This is a genomic window from Rhizobium sp. AP16 (assembly GCF_000281735.1).
In the GTDB taxonomy this organism is placed as follows: domain Bacteria; phylum Pseudomonadota; class Alphaproteobacteria; order Rhizobiales; family Rhizobiaceae; genus Rhizobium; species Rhizobium rhizogenes.
Map to the genome: position 1 here is coordinate 40,822 of NZ_AJVM01000001.1, position 24,730 is coordinate 65,551.

At 59.7% G+C, this 24,730-nt stretch carries 16 protein-coding genes; 13 read left to right on the plus strand and 3 right to left on the minus strand.

The window, feature by feature from the left end:
• Positions 1 to 91: 91 nt before the first annotated feature.
• The 3 genes from PMI03_RS00200 (at position 92) to PMI03_RS00210 (ending at position 2,331) form a co-directional block, all read left to right on the plus strand.
• A complete protein-coding gene (locus PMI03_RS00200; RefSeq protein ID WP_309574294.1) occupies positions 92 to 760 on the plus strand; it encodes a hypothetical protein in 669 nt (222 codons plus the stop codon).
• 380 nt (positions 761 to 1,140) lie between these two features.
• Positions 1,141 to 1,560 (plus strand): DoxX family protein, encoded by a 420-nt coding sequence (locus PMI03_RS00205; protein WP_007688712.1) that lies wholly within the window; start codon positions 1,141 to 1,143, stop codon positions 1,558 to 1,560.
• Between the two features lie 462 nt (positions 1,561 to 2,022).
• Complete coding sequence (locus PMI03_RS00210) at positions 2,023 to 2,331, plus strand: hypothetical protein (protein WP_007688714.1); 309 nt, start codon at positions 2,023 to 2,025, stop codon at positions 2,329 to 2,331.
• Between the two features lie 283 nt (positions 2,332 to 2,614).
• On the opposite strand, the gene PMI03_RS00215 is transcribed toward PMI03_RS00210, so the two are convergent.
• On the minus strand, positions 2,615 to 3,655 hold the full coding sequence (locus PMI03_RS00215) for an alpha/beta fold hydrolase (RefSeq protein WP_007688715.1): 1,041 nt from the start codon (positions 3,653 to 3,655) through the stop codon (positions 2,615 to 2,617).
• A gap of 619 nt (positions 3,656 to 4,274) precedes the next feature.
• Between PMI03_RS00215 and repA the strand changes: the two genes are divergently transcribed.
• From repA to PMI03_RS00255, 7 genes are all read left to right on the plus strand, one after another.
• A complete protein-coding gene (repA, locus tag PMI03_RS00225; RefSeq protein WP_007688717.1) occupies positions 4,275 to 5,450 on the plus strand; it encodes a plasmid partitioning protein RepA in 1,176 nt (391 codons plus the stop codon).
• A complete protein-coding gene (gene repB, locus PMI03_RS00230; protein ID WP_007688720.1) occupies positions 5,447 to 6,469 on the plus strand; it encodes a plasmid partitioning protein RepB in 1,023 nt (340 codons plus the stop codon). Before repA ends, repB begins: the two co-directional genes overlap by 4 nt.
• Positions 6,470 to 6,640: 171 nt before the next feature.
• Positions 6,641 to 7,858, plus strand: a complete 1,218-nt coding sequence (gene repC, locus PMI03_RS00235; RefSeq protein ID WP_007688723.1) for a plasmid replication protein RepC — start codon at positions 6,641 to 6,643, stop codon at positions 7,856 to 7,858.
• The gene (locus tag PMI03_RS00240) at positions 7,858 to 8,100 is read left to right on the plus strand and encodes a hypothetical protein (protein ID WP_034515804.1); all 243 of its coding nucleotides are present in this window, start codon (positions 7,858 to 7,860) and stop codon (positions 8,098 to 8,100) included. The genes repC and PMI03_RS00240 overlap by 1 nt, the downstream gene beginning before the upstream one ends.
• A gap of 301 nt (positions 8,101 to 8,401) precedes the next feature.
• Positions 8,402 to 9,370 (plus strand): aliphatic sulfonate ABC transporter substrate-binding protein, encoded by a 969-nt coding sequence (locus tag PMI03_RS00245; RefSeq protein ID WP_007688725.1) that lies wholly within the window; start codon positions 8,402 to 8,404, stop codon positions 9,368 to 9,370.
• A gap of 17 nt (positions 9,371 to 9,387) precedes the next feature.
• Positions 9,388 to 10,230, plus strand: coding sequence for an ABC transporter permease (locus PMI03_RS00250; protein ID WP_007688728.1), 843 nt, complete (start codon positions 9,388 to 9,390; stop codon positions 10,228 to 10,230).
• A 4-nt stretch (positions 10,231 to 10,234) separates the two neighbouring features.
• The gene (locus PMI03_RS00255) at positions 10,235 to 10,972 is read left to right on the plus strand and encodes an ABC transporter ATP-binding protein (protein WP_007688729.1); all 738 of its coding nucleotides are present in this window, start codon (positions 10,235 to 10,237) and stop codon (positions 10,970 to 10,972) included.
• A 24-nt stretch (positions 10,973 to 10,996) separates the two neighbouring features.
• Here PMI03_RS00255 and PMI03_RS00260 read toward each other — a convergent pair whose 3' ends face one another.
• Positions 10,997 to 11,824 (minus strand): LysR family transcriptional regulator, encoded by an 828-nt coding sequence (locus tag PMI03_RS00260; protein ID WP_034515809.1) that lies wholly within the window; start codon positions 11,822 to 11,824, stop codon positions 10,997 to 10,999.
• Positions 11,825 to 11,902: 78 nt separating this feature from the next.
• Here PMI03_RS00260 and PMI03_RS00265 point away from each other — a divergent pair, with 78 nt between their 5' ends.
• On the plus strand, positions 11,903 to 12,808 hold the full coding sequence (locus PMI03_RS00265; RefSeq protein ID WP_007688731.1) for an alpha/beta fold hydrolase: 906 nt from the start codon (positions 11,903 to 11,905) through the stop codon (positions 12,806 to 12,808).
• A gap of 7 nt (positions 12,809 to 12,815) precedes the next feature.
• Here the strand turns inward: PMI03_RS00265 and PMI03_RS00270 are convergent, their stop codons facing one another.
• Positions 12,816 to 14,015 carry an MFS transporter gene (locus PMI03_RS00270; protein WP_007688732.1) on the minus strand — a complete coding sequence of 400 codons (1,200 nt, stop codon included), beginning with the start codon at positions 14,013 to 14,015 and terminating at the stop codon, positions 12,816 to 12,818.
• 481 nt (positions 14,016 to 14,496) lie between these two features.
• On the opposite strand from PMI03_RS00270, the gene PMI03_RS00275 reads away from it, so the two are divergent.
• Together PMI03_RS00275 and PMI03_RS00280 are read left to right on the plus strand one after the other, a co-directional pair.
• The gene (locus PMI03_RS00275; protein WP_007688733.1) at positions 14,497 to 22,392 is read left to right on the plus strand and encodes a hypothetical protein; all 7,896 of its coding nucleotides are present in this window, start codon (positions 14,497 to 14,499) and stop codon (positions 22,390 to 22,392) included.
• A 261-nt stretch (positions 22,393 to 22,653) separates the two neighbouring features.
• A complete protein-coding gene (locus tag PMI03_RS00280) occupies positions 22,654 to 24,729 on the plus strand; it encodes a glycosyl transferase (RefSeq protein WP_007688734.1) in 2,076 nt (691 codons plus the stop codon).
• Position 24,730: the final 1 nt, after the last annotated feature.

Sequence of the window (24,730 nt, forward strand, 5' to 3'; positions counted from 1 at the left end):
ATCTGTTTTCGCCCGTCGTTGAGATCTCACCTGAGACTATGCGCGAGCGCGAAGCATACTAAGAGAAAAAAGGGGCAGAATGAGAAAGCTTATGATTTTGGCCGCCATCACGATGGCGGCTCTTTCCGTGTCGGCAAACGCCGCACCGGTCGCAAGCAAGGGCGGGTATGAATATGATAAAAATCGACTGAGCGATCCCGCGGCTCTCAACTGGAACATCGAGCAATGCAGCCACGGTGCGATCACGCCGGAAGCGACAGAGCAATTTGCGAAGCTCATGAACGTTCCCGCGGCCAATGTCCGGCGCGAGTTTTGCCGCCGGATACTCACCGCTTACGCCAAGGGTGCCATCCCCTACGACGACTACGTTCAGTTTGCCGCAAGTCGTGTTATGGCTCCAAGCATTGCGAGGGCTTTGAGAATTGCAGGTTCTGGCCCACGGAAGCCACAGGGCGATATCGTTCTTCCACTTTTGGCGAAAATGGACTCGGGCGAGACGTTCAAAGGCTCGACGATAGCATCGCGCGGCAACGGCCGATTCTCGGTCAAGTCGTCGCGGCGGTCGGTAAAATGCTCCGGTACCTACGACCTGAAGGACCGGCGCCCGACAGTTACTCTTCTCGTCAAATGCTCGGACGGTCGTACTGGGCAGGCCGTGGTCACGAGAGCGCCGGACCTCATGTCGGCGTGGGGGAAGGTGAAGCTATCCGATGGGAGCAACGGTCAGCTGACTGTTGGCACCGTGCGGAAACAACAGTGACAGGCAGACAGAGCCAAGCCCGCGGCCTCATGTCGGACGATTAGAATGAGATTCCGGCACTGAACAAGCCGCGGGCTGTCGTCCCGAGTTCCGAGCGAGGCTATCTGGACGATGCGCGAGTAGCCATGCTTCTTCTTTGACTGAGCGCATGGCGTTCATCTTTGCCACACACCCTCATGTGGATTGGGGGCAACGCAATGCTTTGTACAATTCGACCCCTGCCGAGAGGACGTAAGGCTTTAACCTTAGGAAGAGCGCTTTCGACTACTTGCTCAGGCTGCAGGGGATCAGCACCGGCAAATAATTTCCATCCTCATTGTCGGAATCACCTTCTGTTGGCCGTCCTTGGAGCATCGACCGCGTCAACCTGGAGGAATATCGTGGAAAACGCTCAATCAATTTGGCAGACTGCTGCCATTCTCATCGCTCGCCTGATCTTCACCGTCGTCTTCGTGATGGCCGTCTCGTTCAAGTTCATGGATATGGGCGCGACTGCCGGCTATATCGCAGCCGCCGCCTTCCCGTTCCCATTGTTCTTGGCTTGGTGCGCCGCGATCCTTGAGGTGCTGCTTGCCATCGCTTTCTTGACCGGTGCGTTGTTTACCCCGGCCACGCTCGCTGCTGCCGTTTATGTCATCTTCCTCGGATTCTCATTCCATGGTCCTGCACGTTGGGCCGGCAACCAAGCTGAATTCGGCTTCTTCGTGGATCACTTTGTTTTCGTAGCGGGTTTGCTCTTCGCTGCAGTACATGGCCCGGGCCGGGTACTTGCCGTAAAGTGGGCATCCTGGCCGGACTGAGTGTGACGCAGCTTCATCATGATCTGAAGCTTGCCGCACCATTCCCCTTTCGACGGCAGATGAGCAATGCGCTGGCACAGGTGGCGAGCTTGTCGACGAACTGCACGCGTTAAGGCCGGGGTTACAGCACTGCGGTCGCATATGAGGCGCTCATGTGGCTGAGCACCCAGTTTCCTGCCCAGGGCGCAGAGTTATTACTGGCTAAACTTGACGCTCGCCGTTCGCTCCCCAAATTCGAGCCGCGCCACCTAATCTGCTCCACTTACCCTCATGTGCCCCCCGCAATCCTCCATCGCCTTATGATGAAGTCCATAGGGTTGCTAACATCCCGACATTAAACAGAAGCTTATAGTGTCTTCACTTCCGTTATTGCTATTTCCTTCTCGAGGGGGCCAGTGACGGTTTCAGGCCCGAAAGCCAAAAGCAGATCAGTAAGCCTCGTTCTTCAACGTCGGCAGCCTCATGAGCGCGCTCGCAGAAGCCTGTCTCGGCGATGAAACCGCGATTGCCGCCTGCATCGATATCGTCACCGCACTCGGATTTGGCCTCGGCGCCGAATCCGGGAACGAGACGCAGCTGGTGATCACCGAACCAGCAGAAGACGACACCGACCGATTGAACGTCGCCGGCTTCGGACTGGCGACCCGGTTGCCGGAAAGACCTCATTGGCGGAAATCGGGCTTATCATTCATGTCGTCGCGAACGGAGCCGATCGTCTACTGCCTTTGGATGAAACGATGGCCTATCCCAATCGAATACTCGACGATCTGACCTCGCCCGGACGCCGCTCACAGCCGACCCGAGCCGACGGCCCTCACCTCCCCGTCCCTGTCTGAAGTGATCCAGTAACCTCAATATCGCATACAGGTCGCGACCAATGGATCTGTGCCAACAGATACGAATTCCGCGCGCCACGCCAAATCGAAATTTCCTTTACCAAACAGACATGCTGACATCGGCGCAACGTGAACCTCATTGCGCCGTCTTCGTCGCACCAATGGAACCGGATGGGCATTGGCATTCTCTGCCATTGCCCATCGATCCTGCTGAAGGCTCACAAGCCGTCAACGTCGATGATCGCTTGCGCGAAGGCCTGCGGCGCCTCCTGCGGCAGATTGTGGCCGATGCCGCCATCGATCATCCGGTGTGCATACTTGCCGGAAAACTTGCCGCGGTAGGAAGCGGGATCAAGGTGCGGCGCGCCGTTGGCGTCGCCTTCCAGGGTGATCGTGGGCACGCTGATCACCGGCGCCATTGCCAGGCGCTTCTCCAGATCATCATATTGCGGCTCGCCTCTCGCCAGTCCCAACCGCCAGCGATAATTGTCGATAACGATGGCAACGTGATCCGGATTGTCGAAGGCTGCGGCGCTGCGATCAAACTGCGCGTCATCGAAGTCCCACTTCGGAGAGGCAATCTGCCAGATCAGCTTGGCAAAATCGCGCCGGTATTTATCGTAGCCCTCCTGCCCGCGCTCGGTGGCGAAGTAATACTGGTACCACCATTGAAGCTCCGCCTTCGGCGGCAGCGGCATCTTATTGGCTTCCTGACTGCCGATCAGATAGCCGCTGACGGAGACCAGCGCCTTGCAACGCTCGGGCCAGAGCGCCGCCAGAATGTTAGCCGTGCGCGCACCCCAGTCAAAGCCGCCGAGGATCGCCTTCGGAATTTTCAGTGCATCCATCAAGGCGAGGATATCGACAGCCACGACCGACTGCTGACCGTTGCGCGCAGTCTCGCTCGAAAGAAAGCCTGTCGTCCCGTAACCACGCAGATAGGGAACGATCACGTGGTAGCCTCGTGATGCGAGCAGCGGAGCAACATCGACGAAGCTGTGGATGTCATAGGGCCAGCCATGCAACAGAATGACCGGAGCGCCATCGGCGGGGCCTGCCTCCGCATATCCGACGGTCAGCACCCCGGCGTCAATCTGCTTCAGAGAAGCGAACGACGCGCCACCTCCGGATTTGACCGCCGGCTTTGTCTCATTGGACTGCGCCGCGACAGAGCCGGGCAGAGCCAATTGATTGGCAGCGAGGGCGCCGGCGGCGATACCAAAAAAGCGGCGGCGAGGGCGGTTGATGTCTTCGGACATTCATCTTTCTCCAACAAGCATGACGCTGCCTGGCGGGAAGACTTCCCCGCGCTTCCGCCATGCGTCCCGATCGGACAGTTTTAAATGGCAATGCGAGTCTCAAGCGCAGATACAATAGAGCGCTAGCGATCCTTCAACTACGATTCACGCGCCAAAGATCAATCCCGCAACACTGGCATTGTTTACCAGCGAATTGAGGACCATGACGATCGGGGGAAAACAGAAGATCGTTGCGACATCGACGGGCCGGACCTCACGGACGAGGAGAACGCATCGCAAAGCCAATTCGCAGCGACCACTCGCCTGACGAACGCCGCCCGACATAAATGGGAACGGATGCCGCTATTACCGTTTGCGCACCAACCACCGAAGATGCCAATATCGGCCAGCGTTCCCCGCGGGGAACTCGTTTTCGACGACGCATAATTGACAGCGATGGACCGAAAGTTCCCCGCGGGGAACGCTATTTTAGGCCTGGTTGCCCCGAATCATAGAATCGGAGTACTTCTTATCTACGGAAAATGCCGGTAGTACCGACTTTCTGCGTAAATAAAGAAACCAGTCACAAAAACCCAACCATAAAGGCGCTTAGTAACGTGGCCAAAAATGGGAGAAAACCATGACCCGACATCTGAGCAGCCTCGCCTTCATGCAGACATTCTCTGCGAAGCTGGATACCGCATTGGGCAATCTCAGCCTAGCCCAGTTCCCCCCGCATGCCCGGCGCACGATGCGCAAGTTCACCTCTCCCGAGGTTGCCGCGCTGCTTAACGTGACCGAAGCCTATATCAGGCAGGTTTCGCTGAAAGAGCAGGGGCCAACGCCGGAAGTCGCCAATGGGCGGCGTCTCTATACGCTCGAGCAGATCCTCGAATTGCGTATGCACCTGGCGCAGAACGGCCGCAAAAAGTGGATGAACCCGCGCAGGGTAGGCGAGGAGCAATGCCAGATCCTGGCAATCACCAATTTCAAGGGCGGCTCCAGCAAGACCTCCACCACGATCCATCTCGGTCATTATCTGGCCTTGAGAGGATACCGCGTGCTGGCCGTTGACCTCGACCCCCAGGCATCGCTGACCAGCCTGCATGGTAGTCTGCCGGATTTCGATTATCGTGACGGCGATACGCTTTATTCCGCCATCCGCTTCGAGGATCCGATCCCGACCGAGCAGGTCATTCATCAGACTCACATCGCCGGCTTCGATGTCATCTGCGCCGGCCTGGAATTGACGGAGTTCGAAACCGCCGTTGCGCTTGAAATGCGCAAGTCTGGCGGCACGAGCTTCCTCTTGCGCGTATCGCAGGCACTGGAGCAGGTGGCTGATCGCTACGACATCATTCTGATGGATTCGGCCCCGTCGCTGAACTTCCTCACCCTGTCGTCCCTGACCGCGGCGACAGGCGTCCTGATCCCGGTTCCGGCACATATGCTCGATGTGGATTCCACAGCGAAGTTCCTGGAACTCGCCGGATCCTACATGCAGATCCTCGAACAGGTCGGCACGTCGGCGCAATGGGATTTCGCCAAGTTCCTGATCACCAAGTTCGAACCGAACGACCATCCCCAGGCCAATATGACGGCGCTGATGCGGCAGGTTTTCGGCGAGGACCTGTTGCTTAACTCCGTGATCAAATCGACCGCGGTTGCCGATGCCTTGACCTGGAAACAGAGCCTTTACGAGGTGCAGCGGTCGAGATTTTCCGCCCCGAAAACCTATGACAGGGCGATTGAGTCGATCAATGCGGCAAATGCCGAAATCGAAGAGCTTCTTTCGAGAGCATGGGGACGCGAATGAGCAGGAAAGATTCCAAAGGCATGTTTGCCAATGTCCTGATCGGTCTCGGCCAGGACACTCCATCCGTACCCGCCGCAACGACATCGCCGTCGCCGCATCTTCTGAAGGTCGCCGCCGGCGTTCGGCAGTTGCAGGAACGTGGCGAGCTTGCCGACAAGCTGCTGCAGGGTGCCGATCACATCATCCAGCTCGACGTGGACGCGGTCCTTCCGTCTTCCATTCGGGATCGATTTGACGGAGCTTATGACGCCGACAGGCTTCAGGATCTCGTGCAGTCCATGCGCGAACACGGGCAAACGACGCCTGGTCTCGTTCGGCCCATGCCGGGCGAGGGCAGCCGGTTTCAGATCGTCTTCGGACGACGCCGCCTTGCCGCTGCAAAGCTTCTTGGTATCAAGTTCCGCGCCATCGTCCGCGATCTCACGGACGAACAGGCAATCGTTATCCAGGGCGAAGAAAATGCCAATCGCGACGATCTGTCCTTCATTGAGAAATGCGTTTTCGCTCTCAGCCAGGAAGAGGCGGGCTTCAAGCGCGAGGTGATCTGCTCATCGCTCGCAACCGGCAAGTCGCATGTTTCCGAAATGCTGCAGATCGCCAAGGTTTTCCCGAATACGGTCCTGACGCGTATCGGTGCTGCTCCCGAGACCGGCCGCCGGCGCTGGGCGCAACTGGCCGAACACTGGAGCGCCAATGCCAAAGCGCAAACGGTCACGGATCGGCTGCTGGAAGAGCTGACGGTTCAGTCGCTGTCTAGCGATGACAGGTTCGCGGCCGTGTTGAATGCCGTTTCCAAGGCCGAGAATGCCCCCACAGCCCCTGCGGATCGCGCCCAGGAAGTCGTTTCCAAGGGAATGACCCTGGCCGTCGTGAACTACGCGAAGGCGGGAACCAAACTTACCTTCACGAAAGCCGTCCCGGACGATTTCGTGAATTACCTGCTGCGTCGAATGGAGGGATTGCACGAGGAATATCTCGATCAATCTCAACAGACCGCGCAGAACAAGACCAAGCTGTAACAGGAGACTGAATAGCAAAAGAAAAAGGCCCCCGAACGTTGCCGTAGCGGAAGCCCTTCTCAGTATGTAGCAATACGAGAATCACATTTCCGCGAATCATAGTCAAGAGTCTTTGGCACCGTTTTTGGTGAGCGGCTTTCTTTTGCCTGTTGAAAGGTGAAGGAAATGGAGATGCATATCACGACGCCCTTCGGGCGGCGGTCGATGTCGCTTGCCTTGATGAGAAATCAGATCAAGGCAACGGCCATCAGACAAGGTAAAACTGTCGACAAGTGGCAGGTGTTTCGCAATGTCTGCGAAGGAAGACCCCTGCTCAACATTTCAGATCGCACACTGGCGGTTCTGAATGCTCTTCTAACGTTTTACCCCGAGAAGGAACTCAGCGAAGACGCCGGGCTGGTGGTCTTTCCGTCCAACAATCAGCTCACCGTTCGCGCCCATGGCATTACCGGAACGACATTGCGGCGGCATCTGGCTGCCCTGGTCGAGGCCGGCCTGATCCTGCGCAAGGATAGCCCGAACGGCAAACGTTTCGCCCGTAAGGACGGGGCAGGGGCTGTCGAAGACGCCTATGGCTTCAATCTGGCGCCGCTCCTTGCCCGTTCCGAGGAGCTTGCGGATCTGGCGCAGCAGATTGCCGTCGAGAAAAAACATCTCCGACAGGCCAAGGAGAAGCTCACCATTTGCCGCCGCGATGTTCGCAAGCTGATTGGCACCGCGATCGAAGAAGGCGTTCCCGGTAACTGGCAGGCGATCGAGAGACATTATCTCAGCCTGGTCAACACCCTGCCACGCGCGCCAACAGCCGTGGATATCGCTCCCATCGCCGAAGAAATGGAAATGCTGCGCAATGAGATCATCAACCTTTTGGAAACAAAGCTGATTTCCGAAAAATCAGTTGCCAATGATGTCCAAAATGACCGGCACATACAGAATTCAAATACCGAATCCCAAATAGAATCTGAAGCAAGCCCTCAGACTGCAACAGCCCCAGAACCAGACCAATCGGCCGAGCAGATCAGCAAACCCTCACAGCAGCCGATCAAAGCCTATCCGTTGGCAACGGTGCTGCGAGCCTGCCCAGAGATCACCAATTACGGCCCTTCCGGTGCGATTGCCAGCTGGCGAGAGCTGATAACAGCAGCCGTTGTCGTTCGAACCATGCTGGGTGTGACATCCAGCGCTTATCAGGATGCTTGCGATACCATGGGGCCGGAAAGCACGGCTGTCGTCATGGCCTGCCTCCTCGAAAAAGCGCAGCATATCAGCTCAGCCGGTGGCTATCTGCGCAATCTCACCTCAAGGGCACGTCGAGGCGAGTTTTCCCTCGGGCCGATGCTGATGGCGCAGATGCGGGGTCGTGACGCCGAGGCGAGGAAGGCATCTTGATGATCATCACCGAAGAGATCAGAGCTGCGATGAAGCCAATCCGGCGCGCTCCATTCGCCTCCCAATTTCATATCCACGAAGGCTATCCGCCGTTCGTCGAAACAGGGATATCAATGCATATGGGGCTGCTGGTCTCTCGAAGGATGGAGCCTCATCTGACTCAAAAAGCTGTCACGATGGATACCAGATGCCAACCAATGACGATGGGGCATCATTTTAATCGTAGCCATAGTGGAAATTAGCGCCGCTTTTGCTTCCGCTCGGAAAACTTATAGCGAAACTTCAAATAGTTAGAGACCAGTCATTTTCTAGAATAGGGGCTCAAAAGGAGCAAATATCTGATCCGAATTTACCCAAATTCAGCTTCAGATGCAAGGCGCTTGCAATATTCGATGAACGTGCGGCCAATCGCATGACCTCGATTGAGAAAAATATTCCTATAAATTCTATAGAAATAGACATTACAGCTTTCACGCCCCGGCGCTCATACCCGTAGGGTGTTTCCAAAGTGTCGATGGCAATGGCCAGGAAGAGGGGATGGATATGGGCGTGTTTCGTTCGGCAATGATCGGTGTCGTCGCGGCTTTAGGTTTCGGGCTGGCTTCGGCCCAAGCGGCTGATCTTTCTGAGATCAGGATCGACTGGGCGACTTACAATCCCGTCGGGCTTCTCCTGAAAAAGGAAGGCCTGCTCGAAAAGGAATTCGCCAAGGATAATATCAGCATCCGCTGGGTGCAATCCGCGGGCTCGAACAAGGCGCTGGAGTTCCTGAATGCCGGCTCGATCGATTTCGGTTCGACAGCGGGTGCGGCGGCATTGATCGCCCGGGTCAACGGCAACCCGATCAAATCGATCTACGTTTTCTCACGCCCCGAATGGACAGCCTTGGTCACCCGGGCCGATAGTCCGATTTCCACCGTTCAGGATCTCAAGGGCAAAACGATCGCGGTAACCCGTGGGACCGATCCGCACATCTTTCTCGTCCGTGCCTTGGCGGATGCCGGGTTGAAGCAGACGGATGTGAAGCTGGTTCTCTTGCAGCACGCGGACGGCAAGCTCGCGCTTCTACGCGGTGACGTCGATGCCTGGGCCGGTCTCGATCCTCTAATGGCGGCCGCCGAGGTGGAGGACAAGGCGAAGCTCTTCTATCGCAAGCCCGAAAACAACACATGGGGCGTGCTCAACACCACCGAGACTTTCGCCACCGAACATCCCGATATCGTCAAGCGCGTCATTGCCGTATACGAGCAGGCGCGGGCCGACGCGATCGCCAACCCCGCTGCATTGAAGGCGGCGCTGGTCGAAGCTGCCAAGCTGCCGGACGACGTAATCGCCAAGCAGCTTGAGCGCACGGACATCTCCCAGTCGACGATTGGCGATCTGCAACGCGATACAATCTCGAAAGCCGGTATTGCCCTGCAGAGTGCAGGTGTCCTTCCCGCTGACGTCGATATTCAGAAAGTCACGAACGAGTTGATCGACGATCGCTTCGCCGTCGGGAAAACGCAATAAAGACCGAAGGCAACGCCATGGCAGACTTGGCCGGGACCGGCATCGAAACGGAAACAAAGGCGTCGCGTTCAGTCGCGGCGTCTGCGTTTTATGGAATAGGCGGCAGGGCGACGGTCGCCATCATCCTACCTACCCTCGGGCTGCTGTTTTGGGAAGTCGCGGTTGCGGCCGGCTGGTTTTCCGGTCGTCTCATGCCGCCGCCGTCGAAGGTTGCCGCAACCTTATGGGCGCTTTCGAAGTCCGGTGAACTCTTCACCCATATAGGCATCACCACCGTCAGGGTATTCTTCGGATTCATCATCGGCGCCGTGACGGCCACGATTGCCGGAGCTGTGACCGGGTATTTCGGACTTGCGCGCCGGCTGATCGATCCGTCGCTACAGGCGCTTCGTTCCATTCCCTCGATCGCCTGGGTGCCTTTGTTCATCCTCTGGTTCGGGATCTTTGAGGCATCGAAAGTGGCGCTGATCGCCGTCGGTGTCTTCTTTCCGATCTATCTCGGCGTATCGGGCGCCATCCTTTCGGTCGACCGCAAGATCGTCGAGGTCGGGCGGATTTTCCGGCTATCGGGCTTTGCGCTGGTGCGGCGGGTCATGCTGCCAGCGGTTTTCCCCGCCTATGTGACCGCCTTGCGATCCGGTCTCGGTCTCGGCTGGATGTTCGTCGTCGCCGCCGAATTCATGGGCGCTTCGGAGGGGCTTGGCTATCTTCTCGTCGATGGTCAACAGATGGGCAAGCCCGACCAGATCATGGCTGCCATCATTACATTCGCGGTCATCGGCAAGCTGACGGACAGTCTGCTGCTGGCCGTGACGACGCCCTTCCTGACATGGCAGGACAGCTACAGGCGGGAGGGGTGAGCCGATGCTGACGCTGCGACACCTGGGAAAGACCTATGCGAATGGCGTTCGCGCGCTCGAAGGCTTCTCGCTCAATCTGGCGCCGGGCGAGATCGTTGCCGTCATCGGCGGATCGGGTTGCGGCAAGAGTACGCTGCTGCGGCTGATCAGCGGTCTCGAAACACCCACGCGCGGGACGGTCGAGCTGAATGGCGAGCCGGTCGTCAAGCCGCATCCATTGATCAATCTCATTTTTCAGGAACCCCGTCTTCTGCCCTGGCTGAGTGTTGCCAACAATGTCGGCTTCGGGCTTGCCGAACTCGAGGGCGATGACCGTCGTCACCGGGTCGAGGCTGCGTTGAAAAAAGTCGGCCTTGCGGAACTCGGCCGCCGCTGGCCTAGGGAATTGTCAGGCGGCCAGGCCCAGAGGGTGGCGATCGCCCGCGCACTGGTCACCCAACCGGAAGTGCTGCTTCTGGATGAGCCTTTCTCCGCTCTGGATGCCTTCACGCGCGCCGACCTGCAGGACCACCTGCTCGACATATGGTCCGAGACCCGCCCAACGCTCATTATCGTGACGCACGATATCGACGAGGCCCTTGTTCTCGCCGACCGGATCATCGTCATGCGGCCATGGCCGGGGCGTATTCTCGATGAGATCAACATCGACCTGCCAAGAAAACGCGATCGCGCGTCGGAGGCTTTCGAGGTTGCGAAGAGACAGTTGCTCCTGTCACTCAATACATCGCTGCAGCCATCCTGACAGGGAATAGCCGCTGTCTGTGCGTCAGACCGAGTGCTCGATCGGAGTGTAGCTCGCGGCCAAAGCCCGTGCCTTGGCATCCGCTTCGGGCCGGTAGATCAGGAAGAGATCGAGATGTCCGGCAGGTTTGGACTCGAGCACACGACCGGCGCCCAGCATGCGCGGCAGAACTGCAACGCCGAGCCCGGCCGCCACGCATCCGAATATAGCATCGACCGAACCGAGCTCGACGATCCGCATGTTCCATCGCCGCCGATGGACAAGCGCTTCCAGCCGATCGCGGCAGACGCAGCCCTTTCCGAAGGCAAAGGCTTGTTCGAGTGTTTCCGGCGCTCGATCCGCCGGCTGGAAAAGGGCAAGAGGCATATGATCGAGGGAAAGAGATGCTAAACCATGCCGCCCGACGTCTTCGGCAATGATCGCAGCGTCGAGCTCACCAGCATCCAGGGATGCTGCAAGCTCGCGCGAGACCCCGGTGCGCAGATGCAGATCGACCTCCGGATGGCTTCCCAGGAAGCTGGAGAGCGTCGCCGGCAAGACCGATGCAGCCGCAACCTCTATCGCGCCGAGTCGGAACGGGCCGCTCAGGTCCGGCTGCCGGCCGCGCACCGCTGTCATGGCTTCTGCAGTCAGGCGCTCCATCCGCTCCGCATAAGGCAACAGACGTACGCCGGCCGCGGTTAAGCGAATACCGCGTGGCAGGCGTTCGAACAATGTTTCGCCGATCGACGCTTCGAACTGGCCTATGCGCGCCGACAGGGCGGACTGCACGGTGCCGAGCCGTGCGGCCGCCGCTGTAATCGATCCCGTCTCGGCGATCATTCGGAAAGCATGTAGTGCGCGAAGATCCATAAGCCATCGTAAATCACGATAGATTGTATCACAAGACATCGTTTGTTACGGTGCATCGCCTGGACTAGGCTCGGACCTATGAGCCAGTTCCATTCCTATCAATTAGCCGTCACGCCCATCTTGGATATCGCCTTCGAGGAGGGAGGGCCGCGCGACGGCTTTCCTCTCATCCTGGTGCATGGCTGGCCTGACGATGTCCGCACCTGGGACCGAATCGTCCCGCAGCTTCAGTCCGCCGGCTTCCGCACGCTCGTGCCCTATCTCCGGGGCGTGGGGCCGACCCGGTTCCGCGATCCCGATGTGATGCGCTCCGGTCAACTCTCGGCACTGGGCCGCGATGTGCTCGATTTCGCTGAAGCGCTCGGTCTTGGTCGGTTCGGTGTGATCGGTCACGATTGGGGGGCCCGCGCAGCCTATATCGCAGCGTGCCTCGCGCCAGGTCGGGTCGCCTGCTGTGTCGCCATGTCGGTGGGGTGGGGAACGAACAATCCCGACCAACCTCTGTCGTTGCGGCAGTCGCAGAACTATTGGTATCACTGGCTGATGGCGCTGCCGCGGGGCGAGGCATTGGTCCGCAACGATCGCCTCGCTTTCACGCGCTATATCTGGACGATCTGGAATCCGGACTGGGCGGTACCGGACGAGGAGTTCGACGCTACCGCGACATCCTTTGGCAACCCTGACTGGGCAGACGTCGTCCTGCATTCCTATCGGGTTCGCTGGGATTTGGCCGATCCAGACCCGTCATACGCCGCGCTGGAAGATCGGTTGAAGGCCGATCCAATCATCCATGTTCCGACGCTTGTCCTGCATGGCGGTAGCGATCCGTGCAACGACGTCTCCACATCCGATGGCAAGGACGAATTCTTTCGCGCACCCTATCAACGTGTTGTCTTGCCCGGCCTTGGTCACTTTCCGCACCGGGAAGAGCCGGGTGCCGTGCTGAAGCACATGATGCGGTTTCTGTCTCTTCAGCGGCGTTGAATTCAGTTCACGGTTCGAGCGCCTGGCGATCCGGTGAAATACGAAGCATCAGCCGCATGGCAAGCAGGATCGCGCATAACACTGTGATGACCGAGCAGCCCAACCACAATGATGATGGGCTGAAATGCACGTAGATGAACGTGCCGATGGCCGGTGCCACAATGCCGGCCGCGGCTTGAGCCGTGCGGTAGAAACTCATATAGGCGCCGCTTTTGCCGCCGCTGCGCGCGGCTTGTCCCATCACCATGGCCATGATGGCGGGATAGAACATCAGCTGTCCGGCCGTCAGCAGCAGGTAGAGAGTGACCAGAGCGGTCACGCTCCCGCCGAGAGGCAATGCCCCGAAACTGACGGCAACGATCATCATCCCGATGAGCACCACGGTCATGTGGTTTTTCGATTTGGCCCCACGGCTCACCGGTAGTATGGCGGCTGCAAAAACGAAATGCCCCAATGTCAGGAGGTTTCCGTATTCCTCCGGCGTCATGCCGTAATAGGACTTCACGAAAAGGGGCAGGGTGGAAGAGGTCTGGCGCCCCACCATGTCGAGCACGCAGGCCGCCAGGCACAGAAGAAGGAACTCCATATTTCTATAGAGCAATCCCGCAGGCTTCGATGTATCCGCCTTTATCGCGGGAGCGGCATGACGCGGTGCCGATCTGTCCAGGAAAACAAGAACGGCAATCGCCGCGACGACAGACGTAAGGCCATCAATGAAGAATATCAGGCTTGGTTGACGCGCATATAAATGCCCCGCCATCGCCGCGGCCATGCCGGCGCCAACATTGATCGCCACGACATAAACCGCATAGGCTTGCGAACGTTCATCCTGCGGACACAGGCGAACCACGCAGGCATCATAGGCCGGCCGAAACGCACCATTTGCAAATGCCATGATTGCGACAGCAGCCCCGATCGACATGCTGTCGCCGAGGGCAGGGATGAGAAACAGGGTGGCGGCGCTGGCGAGGAAGCTCAGGATCAGGACGTTTTCCGAGCCTATCCGATCGCTGGCATGACCTCCGGCCCATGCGCCGAAAATGCTGCCGAGCCCGAAAACGGTGAGGATGATCCCCGCCGTCTCAATGGATAGACCGACGGCACTCGTCAGATAGAGCACCAGAAATGGCGTCACCATGAAGCCGAGGAAATTCACAAAGGCGATGGCGGCCAGCAGCCATAGCTGTCGGGGGAGTTTCGGTATCATAGTTCTCCAAGCGATGCCGCCGACACGATGGTTTAGCCGATGCGTCATGGCCACGATCGGCAGGCTCTTCCCTTTTGATATTATGATCCGTTGAGCACAAGCAATCGCCGCCTAAGGCAGGGCGCGCAATGTCGCACAGATATTACCTTGGTCATCCTCTGATTCATGGTGAATTTGAACCTGATCAACTCTCTTTGAGGGAATGGAAATCAGCCGCCGCAATGCTGGGCTGAACGTCTTCCCGAAGCTCTGCTGCGTCCATGTCAATCGAAAACTGGCGTCGCCCCATCGAGAGCGGCAGCCGCTCCAACCGCCGACAGCATATCAACCACAGGTTCGGGCAAGCCAATTTGACTATGCTGCCCTTTGCCGGACGGTGAATTTCAATACCGTTAGTTCTTTCAGAGTCTGGCCAAGCAGGCGGTGCCAGCCTTCGAGGTGCTGGACTTTTTTGTATTAGCTAACGCAAGAGTTCTCACATATGACTTCGATCGTTTCCTCCCTGAGCACCAGTCAGATCAGGTCGCTTTCCACAGCAGCGGTTGCGGCTTGGACGACGGATGACGTGGCCTCGCTTTCCACAAAACAGATCAATGTGCTTTCGTCAGCTCAGATCGCTGCGTTGGACACGGAAGATGTCGAAGTCCTCAGCTCCCAGCAGCTAAGCGCTATTTCACAAACTGCCATCGTTGGTTTGACCATGGATCAATTGGCAGTTCTGACGGCGTCTGACATCGAAAGCTTGAGCTCGCTGCAGATCGCGGCGATCACCACCACGCAGATTAGCGCCCTGACGACGGATCAGGCGGAAGCCTTGAGTTCATCGCAAGTCGCGGCTCTTAGCTCATCGCAAGTCGCAGCTTTAAGCGCGGCTGATATCGCCACCTTCTCGACCGGCGATATGGCGGCGATCACCAATAAGGCGGTATCAGGTCTATCCACCGCCTCTATTGCAACTCTCTCGACGGATCAGATCGCTGCGTTGAGCACGTCCAGCATTGCGAGCCTGACCACCACCCAGGTCGCCGCCCTGAGCACGGCGCAGATTGCCGCCTTGACGACGGCCCAGGTCGCCGCTCTCAAGACGGCGCAAATCGCGGTCATGGACACGAAAGGCATCGCAGCGCTTTCCACCGCGCAGATTGCTGCTCTCAGCACCACTGCGATCGCGAGCCTGACGACCAGCCAGATCGATGTCCTGAGCACGGCGCAGGCCGAGGCCTTGTCCTCTTCGCAGGTGAAGGTGTTGAGCTCGACCCAGATTGCGGCACTGGGGACGGATGATATTGCCACCTTCTCGACCGACGATATGGCGGCGATCACCAGCAAAGCCGTAGCGGGCCTTGGAACGGGACTTCTGGCAGCTCTCTCTACGGCGCAGATTGCGGCGCTGAGCACGAGCGCCATCACTGGCCTCACGACCGGTCAGGTCGTCGCTTTGAGTACAGAGCAGGTCGCTTCCCTGACGACGACCCAGCTCGGCGCCCTCAAGGCATCGCAGGTCGCGGTGATGGGTACCAACGACATCGCGGTGCTGTCCACCGCGCAGGTCGCGGCCCTCAGCAAGACCGCGATCGCCGGTCTGACGACGACCCAGATCGTCGCTTTGAGCACGGAGCAGGTTGCCGCCTTGACGACGACCCAGCTCGGTGCCCTCAAGGCATCGCAGGTCGCGGTGATGGGCACCAACGATATCGCGGCGCTGTCCACCGCACAGGTTGCAGCCCTGAGTACTTCCGGCGTTACCGGCCTGACCACCGACCAGGTCGCTGCCCTCAGCACGGCGCAGGCCGAGGCCCTGACGACGATCCAGGTCGCGGTGCTGAGTTCGACCCAGATTGCCGCGCTGGGAACGGATGATATTGCCACCTTCTCGACCGCCGACATGGCGGCGATCACCAGCAAAGCCATAGCGGGCTTGGATACAGCCGGTATCGCAGCCCTCTCGACGGATCAGATTGCCGCGCTGAGCAAGGCCGGCATTGCGGGTCTGACAACCGATCAGATTGCCTCCTTGAGCACGGCGCAGGTCGAGGTATTGAAGACGACCCAGATCGTCGTGCTGAGTTCCAAGCAGATTGCGGTTCTGGGAACGGATATTGTCTCATCCCTTTCCACAGCGCAGGTTGCGGCTCTGAGCACCGCCGGCATTACCGGCCTGACCACCGACCAGATCGCTGCCCTCAGCACGGCGCAGGCCGAGGCCTTGTCCTCCTCGCAGGTGAAGGCGCTGAGTTCGACCCAGATTGCCGTTCTGGGAGCCGATGATATCGCCACCTTCTCGACCGCCGACATGGCGGCGATCACCAGCAAAGCCATAGCGGGCTTGAGCACGGCCGCTATCGCAACCCTCTCGACGGATCAGATCGCCGCCCTGAACACGAGCACGGTTGCAGGCCTGACGACGGCCCAGATCGCCGCCCTCTCGACGGATCAGATAAGCGCCCTGAACACGCGTATCGTCGCGGGCCTGACGACGACCCAGATCGTCGCTTTGAGCACGGCGCAGGTTGCCGCCTTGACGACGACCCAGCTTAGCGCCCTCAAGGCATCGCAAGTTGCGGTGATGGAGACGAACGATATCGCGGCGCTTTCCACCGTGCAGATTGCAGCCCTGGGCACGAGCGCGATCGCAGGCCTGACGACGAGCCAGATCGATGCCCTGACCACGGCGCAGGCCGAGGCCCTGACGACGGCTCAGGTGAAAGTGCTGAGCTCGACCCAGATTGCGGCGCTGGGGACGGATGATATCGCCACCTTCTCGACCGATGATATCGCGGCGATCACCAGCAAAGCCATGTCTGGTTTGAGCGCTAGCCAGATCGCAGCCTTGACGACAGGTCAGATTGCGGTTTTGAGCACGAGCGCGATCGCGGGTCTGACGACCAGCCAGATCGCAGCCCTGACGACCGGCCAAGCAGCGGCCTTGACGACGACTCAGGTGGTAGTGCTCAGCTCAACGCAGCTTTCCGCGCTGGGAACGGATGACATCGCCACCTTCTCGACCGCCGATATTGCGGCGATCACCAGCAAAGCCATATCGGGCTTGAGCACGAGCCTTATCACAGAACTGTCCACTGCGCAGATTGCCGCCCTGAGCACGAGTGCCATCACTGGCCTGACGACCAGTCAGATCGCGACCCTGAGCAGCAGTCAGCTTGCTGCTTTGAGCACCGCAAAAGTCGCGGTGCTGAGTTCCAAGCAGGTCGCCGCCCTCGGCACGAATGTTGTCGCATCCCTGTCCACTGCACAGGTCGCCGCCCTGAGTACTTCCGGTATTACCGGCCTGACCACCGACCAGGTCGCTGCCCTGAAAACAACGCAGGTTGAGGCCCTGACGACGATCCAGGCCGCAGCGCTGAGTTCAACTCAGCTTTCCGCGCTCGGGACGGATGACATAGCGACTTTCTCGACCGCCGATATCGCGGCGATAACCGGTAAGGCCATAGCGGGCCTGAGCACGGCTGTCATCGCAGCTCTTTCGACGGGGCAGATCGCAGCCCTGAGCTCCGCCGGCGTTGTCGGTCTGAGCACCGACCAGATCTCCTCGCTGAGCACGGCGCAAATTGCGGCCTTGACTACCGCTCGCGTAGGGGTGCTGCGTGCAGCGCAAGTCGCCGCCCTGGAAACGGAAGTCGTTGCATCCCTTTCCACCGCGCAGATCGCGGCCTTGAGCACGGCCGGCATCACCGGTCTGACCACCGACCAGATTGATACGCTGAGCACGGCACAGGCCGAGGCCTTGACGACGGCTCAGGTCGCGGCGCTGAGCTCGACCCAGATCGCTGCTCTGGAGACGGATGACATCGCCACCTTCTCGACCGATGATATCGCTGCGATCAGCAGCAAAGCCATGCCGGGCCTGAGCACGGCGATCATTGCCGCTCTCTCAGCGGATCAGCTCGCGGCCCTCGGTACGACCGGCATAGCGGGCCTGACAACCACACAGATCGACGCCCTCAGCAGCGGGCAAATTGCAACCCTGCTCACCAAGCAGATTGCCGTCCTGAGTTCAACGCAGGTCGCCGCCCTGGGCACGGATATTATCGCATCTCTCTCCACCACGCAGATTGCGGCCCTGAGTGCGTCCGGTGTCGCAGGTCTGACCACCAGCCAGATTGCCGCCCTTAGCACCGCGCAGGCAGAGTCCCTGACAACGGCCCAGGTCGCAGTGCTGAGCTCGACCCAGATCAATGCTCTGGGCGCTGATGACATCGCGACTTTCTCGACCGCCGATATCGCGGCGATCACCAGCAAGGCCATGTCGGGTCTGAGCACAGCCGTTATTGCGGCCCTCTCGACGGATCAGATCGCTGCCTTGAGTGCGTCCGGCGTTGCGGGTCTGACCACCAGCCAGATCGCTGCCCTCAGCACGGCGCAAATCGCTGCCGTGACTACCGGGCGGGTTGCGGCGCTGAGCTCGACACAGATTGCGGTCCTGAGCACAGCCGTTATCGCCGCCCTCAGCACCGCACAGGTCGCCGCGCTGAGTGCGTCCGGCATTGCCGGCCTGACCACCGACCAGATCGCGGCCCTCAGCACAGCACAGGCGGAAGCCTTGACGACGACCCAAGTCGCGGCGCTGAGCTCAACCCAGATTGCTGCTCTGGAGACAGATGATCTGGCGACCTTCTCGACCAAGGACATCGCGGCGATCGGCTCGAGCGCCATATCGGGATTGTCCACGGCCGTTATAGCGACCCTCTCGACGGATCAAATCGCGGCCCTGAGCACGGCTGGCATTGCCGGCCTCTCGACCGAGCAAATCAATGCCCTCAGCACAGGTCAAATCGACGCCTTGCTGACCAAGCAGGTTGCGGCGTTGAGTTCGACGCAGGTCGCATCCTTGAGTACGGGCATTCTCGCCTCCCTTTCGACCGCGCAGATTGCGGCCCTGAGCGCGTCCGGCATTACCGGTCTTTCCACCAAACAAATTGCCGCTCTGAGCACCGCGCAGGCCGAGGCCCTGACGACCGCTCAGGTCGGAACTCTCAGTTCCAAACAGGTTGGAGCCTTGAGCGCAGAGGATATCGCGACCTTCTCGACCAAGGATATCGCGGCCATCGGTTCAAGTGTCATAGTGGGACTAACCACTGCCGTCATAGCAAGCCTCTCGACCGCGCAGATAGCAGCCCTGAGCACGGCTGGCATTTCGGGTCTTTCGACCGCCCAGATCGTGGCTCTAAGCACCGGCCAGCTTGAAGCCTTGACCACCGCTCAGATCGCGGCCCTCAATTCTACGCAGCTTGCGGCGCTGGATACGGAAGACATAGCGACCTTCTCGACCAAGGACATCGCGGCGCTTAGCTCGAGTGCCATATCGGGATTGTCCACGGCTGTCATAGCTGCCCTCTCGACGGATCAGATCGCGGCCCTGAGCACGTCCGGCGTTGCCGGACTTTCCACCAAGCAGATCGTCGCTTTGAGTACCGTTCAGGCCGAGGCTCTGACGACGATCCAGGTCGGGGCGCTCAGTTCCACGCAACTTGCGGCTCTGGATACGGACGATATCGCCACGTTCTCCACCGCCGACATCGCGGCGATCGGCTCGACCGCCGTCTCGGGATTGTCCACGGCTGTCATAGCTGCTCTCTCGACCGGGCAGATCGCGGCCTTGAGCACGTCCGGCGTTGCCGGACTTTCCACCAAACAGATTGCCGCCCTGAACACCAGCCAGGTCGACGCCTTGCTGACCAAGCAGGTTGCGGTACTTGGTTCGACGCAGGTCGCCGCCCTGAACACAGCTGTTGTCGCGACCCTCTCGACTGCGCAGGTTGCCGCGCTCAGCACGTCCGGTATTGCGGGCCTGACTACCGCGCAGATCGCTACGTTGGGCACAGGTCAGGCCGCGACCCTGTCGACGGCCCAGATCGGCGCGCTTGGTTCCAAGCAGGTTGCTGCTTTGACGACGGCCGACATCGCGGCCCTCTCGACCACGCAGATCGCGGCCCTGAGCACGGTAGGTATTGCGGGCCTGAGCGCGACGCAGATTGCCGCCTTGAGCACCGACCAGGCCGAGGCCCTGACGACGACGCAGGTTGCGGTGCTGAGCTCGACCCAGGTTGCCGCCCTGGGGGCGGGCCAACTCGAGACCTTCTCGACCGCTGATATTGCAGCGATCAGCTCGAGCGCCATAACGGGATTGTCCACGGATACGCTGGCGGCTTTTTCGACGGCGCAGATCGCGGCATTGGGCACGGCCGGCATCGCTGGCCTTTCCACCACTCAGATCGCGGTTCTCAGCACCGGCCAGCTTGAAGCCTTGACGACCGCCCAAGTCGGCGCCCTTGGTTCCAAGCAGATTGCCGCCTTGACGACCGCCGACATCGCAGCCCTCTCGACCACACAGATCGCAGCCCTGAGCACGGCCGGCATTGCAGGTCTGACCACCGAGCAGATTGCCGCCTTGAGCACCGATCAGGCCGAAGCCCTGACAACGCCTCAGGTCGCGGTGCTGAGTTCGACCCAGATTGCGGCCCTGGGGACCGACGATCTCGAGACCTTCTCGACCGCCGACATCGCGGCGATCAGTTCGAGTGCCATACAGGGACTGACGACAGGCACCATAGCAGCGCTTTCGACGGACCAGATCGAGGTATTGGGAACGGCCGGCATCGCGGGCCTGACCACTGACCAGATTGCCGCCTTGAGCACCGGCCAGCTCGAAGCCTTGACGACTGCCCAGATCGGCGCGCTTGGTTCCAAGCAGATTGCCGTCCTGAGTACCGCCGGCATTGCGGGCCTGTCGACGGCGCAGATCGCGGCCCTGAGTACGGCCGGCATCGCGGGTCTGACCACTGACCAGATTGCCGCCTTGAGCACCAATCAGGCCGAGGCGCTGACACCGACCCAGGTCGGCGCGCTCAGTTCCAAGCAGATTGTGGCCCTTGGGGCAGACGATCTTGACACTTTCTCGACCGCCGACATCGCGGCGATCAGTTCGACTGCCATATCGGGATTGTCCACGGACACGATAGCGGGTCTATCGACCTTGCAGATTGCTGCCCTGGGAACGGCCGGCATTGCAGGTCTCACCACTGCGCAGATCGCCGTATTGAGCTCCGACCAGATCGACGCCTTGACGACGGCGCAGATCGGCGCGCTTGGTTCCAAGCAGATTGCCGTCCTGACGACGACCGAGGTCGTTGCGTTTTCGACCGCCGATATCGCAGCCATCAGTTCGAGCGCCATATCGGGGCTGTCCACAGCCATTATAGCGGCTCTATCGACTGTGCAGATTGCCGCCCTGAGCACGGCCGGCATCACGGGCCTCACCACCGCGCAGATCGCCGCCCTGAATACCGATAAGGTCGAGGCGCTGACGACGGCGCAGATCGGTGCACTCAGTTCCAAGCAGGTTGCCGCCCTGAGCGCCGCCGATATCGCGGCCCTCTCGACGGCGCAGGTTGCAGCCCTGAGCACGGCTGGCGTCGCTGGCCTCAGCAGCGCTCAGGTCGGTGCCCTGAGCGTCGAGCAGGTTGAAGCTCTTTCCACCACCCAGATTGCCGCCTTGACGTCGACTGGCGTCGCGGGCCTGACCACGGCTGACCTGGCAACCTTCTCGGCCGCCGATATTGCCGCGATCAGCTCAAGTGCCATAGAGGGATTGTCCACGGACTTCATCGCGTCGCTTTCCACGGCTGAAATCGCTGCTCTGGGTACGGCAAGTGTCGCAGGCCTCAGCAGCGCTCAGGTCAAGGCGTTGAGCATCGATCAGATCGAAGCGCTTTCCACCACGCAGATTGCCGCACTGAGTTCTTCGGGCGCCGCAGGCCTGACCACGGAAGATCTAGGAACCTTCTCGACCGACGAACTCGTTGCCATCAGCTCGAATGCGATACCGGGATTGTCCACGGACTTTATCGTTGCCCTCTCGACCGCGCAGATCGCTATTTTGACGACGAGCCAAGTCGCTTCGCTGAGTTACAGCCAGGTGGCGGCCATGAGCACCGAGCAGATCGCGGCCCTGTCCACAACGCAGGTCAACGCCCTGAACGCATTGCAGCTCGCCGCACTGGATACGGATGACATCGCCCTGTTTTCGACCGACTACATCGTCGCCTTGAATTCCAACGCGATTGCCGGTTTGAGCACGAGGGTGATCTCCTCCCTAACGACGGAACAGGCCGAGGCTTTGACCCCGAGCCAAGTCGCCGGGCTGACTTCGGCACAGGTTGCGGCATTGAGTACCCAGGAGCTGGCAACCTTCTCGACCGCCGATATCGCGTCGTTCAGCTCAACCGGTTTAGCGGGATTGTCGACACAGGACATTGCGAGCCTGTCGAGTGCGCAATTGGGTGCTCTCATGAAATCGCAGATGGGATATCTGAGTTCCGACCAGATTGCGGCTGTCATTTCGGTTTATGTGGGCGCCTGATCTCCGCATCTGAGCAATTGCGGTCTCAACGAAGCCGGACGGCGTCTCCGAAACGAAGAGGGCGCCGTTTGACGTTGATCCGGGATGCGCAGTTTTCCCGGCATCATCCCAGGCCGGACGAAATCTGTTGATGGCCGGTAGGCCCCGGCCGATTTCAACGGGCGGCGCGTGACATGCTTAGAGCAAGCTAGCAGAGTTAATAACTGTGCGGCCATTTCGCAAATGGCTGCAACGCCGGCCGTTAAATCGTGGGATGTGTCCATGGTCACCAATGAAGCATCAGCTCTGACTCCTGTTCCGTCTGTTGCCGGAATTTTGGAGCTCGCGCGCACCCAGCGCCTTTCCTTCACGGATTTGTTCCAATTCGCCGAAGGTCGAAGCGCGGCCGGACAAAAACTTGAGGCGGCGGAGGTCTACAAGGTCTGGATCGCATTCAACGAGGGCCATCCCTTCCTGCATCTCGTCTATTTCAATTATTCGGTGACCCTCCGGCAATTAGGCGATGTCGCGGGATCTATACATGCGTTGCGTGCGTGCCTGAAACTCGATCCGCGCTTCGGGCCGGCGCATATCAATCTTGGACGGGCGCTGGAAGACAGCGGCATCGCCACTCAGGCAATCCTGCAATGGCGGAGCTTCGTGGAGCTGACCGCCGACAGTACGGCCGACCGGCTCGCACATCGCCTCCTGGCGCTTCAGCACATCGGCCGCGTCATGGAAAACGCGGGTCTTCTGGAAGATGCGGAAACCACCTTGTGGCAAGCGATGGAACTGCGGCCCGACAAGACGGAAGCCGGGCAACATTGGAGTGCGCTGCGCCAGCGTCAATGCAAATGGCCGACGCTGGTCTCGTCGGACCATGTCTCCATCCGCCATCTGCTCGATGCCATGTCGCCGCTGACGCTCGCCTGTTTTTCCGACGATCCGTTGTTCCAGCTGGCCAAGGCCTACCGCTATAATAAGTCTTTCGTCGGACGTCCCGATACCAGCGGCTTCACGCGCAAGACGCCGAAGCAGAAGACCAGAACCGGCCAACGCCTTCGCGTCGGCTATGTTTCCTCGGATCTGCGCGACCATGCGGTCGGCTTTGCGCTCAGGGAAGTGCTGGAGCTGCATGACAAGCGGAGCGTCGAAATCTACGCCTATTATTGTGGCGATCCCGTGCAGGGAGATGCGACCCAGGCACGCATGAAAGCCGTCGTCGATTGCTGGCGCGATATTGGCGCGCTGAGCGATGCGGATGCGGCAAGACAGATCGCCGACGACGACATCGATATTCTCGTCGACGTCAACGGATATACCAAGCATGCCCGGACGAAGATCTTCGCCTATCGGCCGGCGCCGGTCGTCGTCAATTTTTGCGGTTATCCGGGTACGATGGGCAGCCCGTTCCATCATTACATCATCGCGGATGAACACATTATCCCGCCAGAGAACGAGATCTATTTTTCGGAGAAAGTCCTCCGGATCGCCTGCAACCAGCCGATCGATCGCAAGCGGGTGATTGCCGAAAGGCCGTCCCGCGCCGAAGCCGGCTTGCCGGAAGACGTTTTCGTCTATGCATGCTTCAACGGCATGCAGAAGATCACGCAGGAAACCTTTGCGCACTGGATGAAGATTCTCTCCGGAACGACCGGTAGTGTGCTCTGGCTGCTCACCGGCGGCGATGATGTGGATAAACGCTTGCTTCAGTTGGCGGAGAATGCCGGCGTTGCGCCGGAGCGGCTGATTTTTGCGCCCAAGGCGCCGAATGCCAAGCATCTCGCCCGGATCGCGGTCGCCGATCTTTTCCTCGACACGTTCCCCTACGGGGCACACTCAACCGCGGGCGATGCTCTGACCATGGGACTGCCTGTCCTGACATTCCCCGGCAAGAGCTTTGCAGCCCGCTTCTGCCACAGCATCGTTGCCGCCGCCGGCGTGCCGGAGCTGATCTGCTCGAACCCAGAGGACTATATCGAAAGGGCAATCGGCTTTGCGAACACCCCCAGAAGCCTGAGGGAGATCCGCGAGTCGCTGCAGGCGAAACGAGAGACTTCCGCCTTGCGCGACATTCCGGCGCTTGCACGCCGCCTCGAAGAGCTTTTCTGGCAAATGCAGGCAGAGTGCGAACGCGGCGAAACACCGGTGCCGGACCTGAGCAATCTCGACATCTATTACGATATTGGGGTGGACCTCGTTCAGGACAATATCGCGTTTTCGGACGATCGGGCCTATCGGCAGGCCTACCGCGACAAGCTGGTAGAATGGCACGATTACGCGCCGGTTCCGCACGACAGACGACTGTGGACTGAGGAAGCCGCGGTCTCGACACCGCACGCAGCCGGAAAGAGCTGAT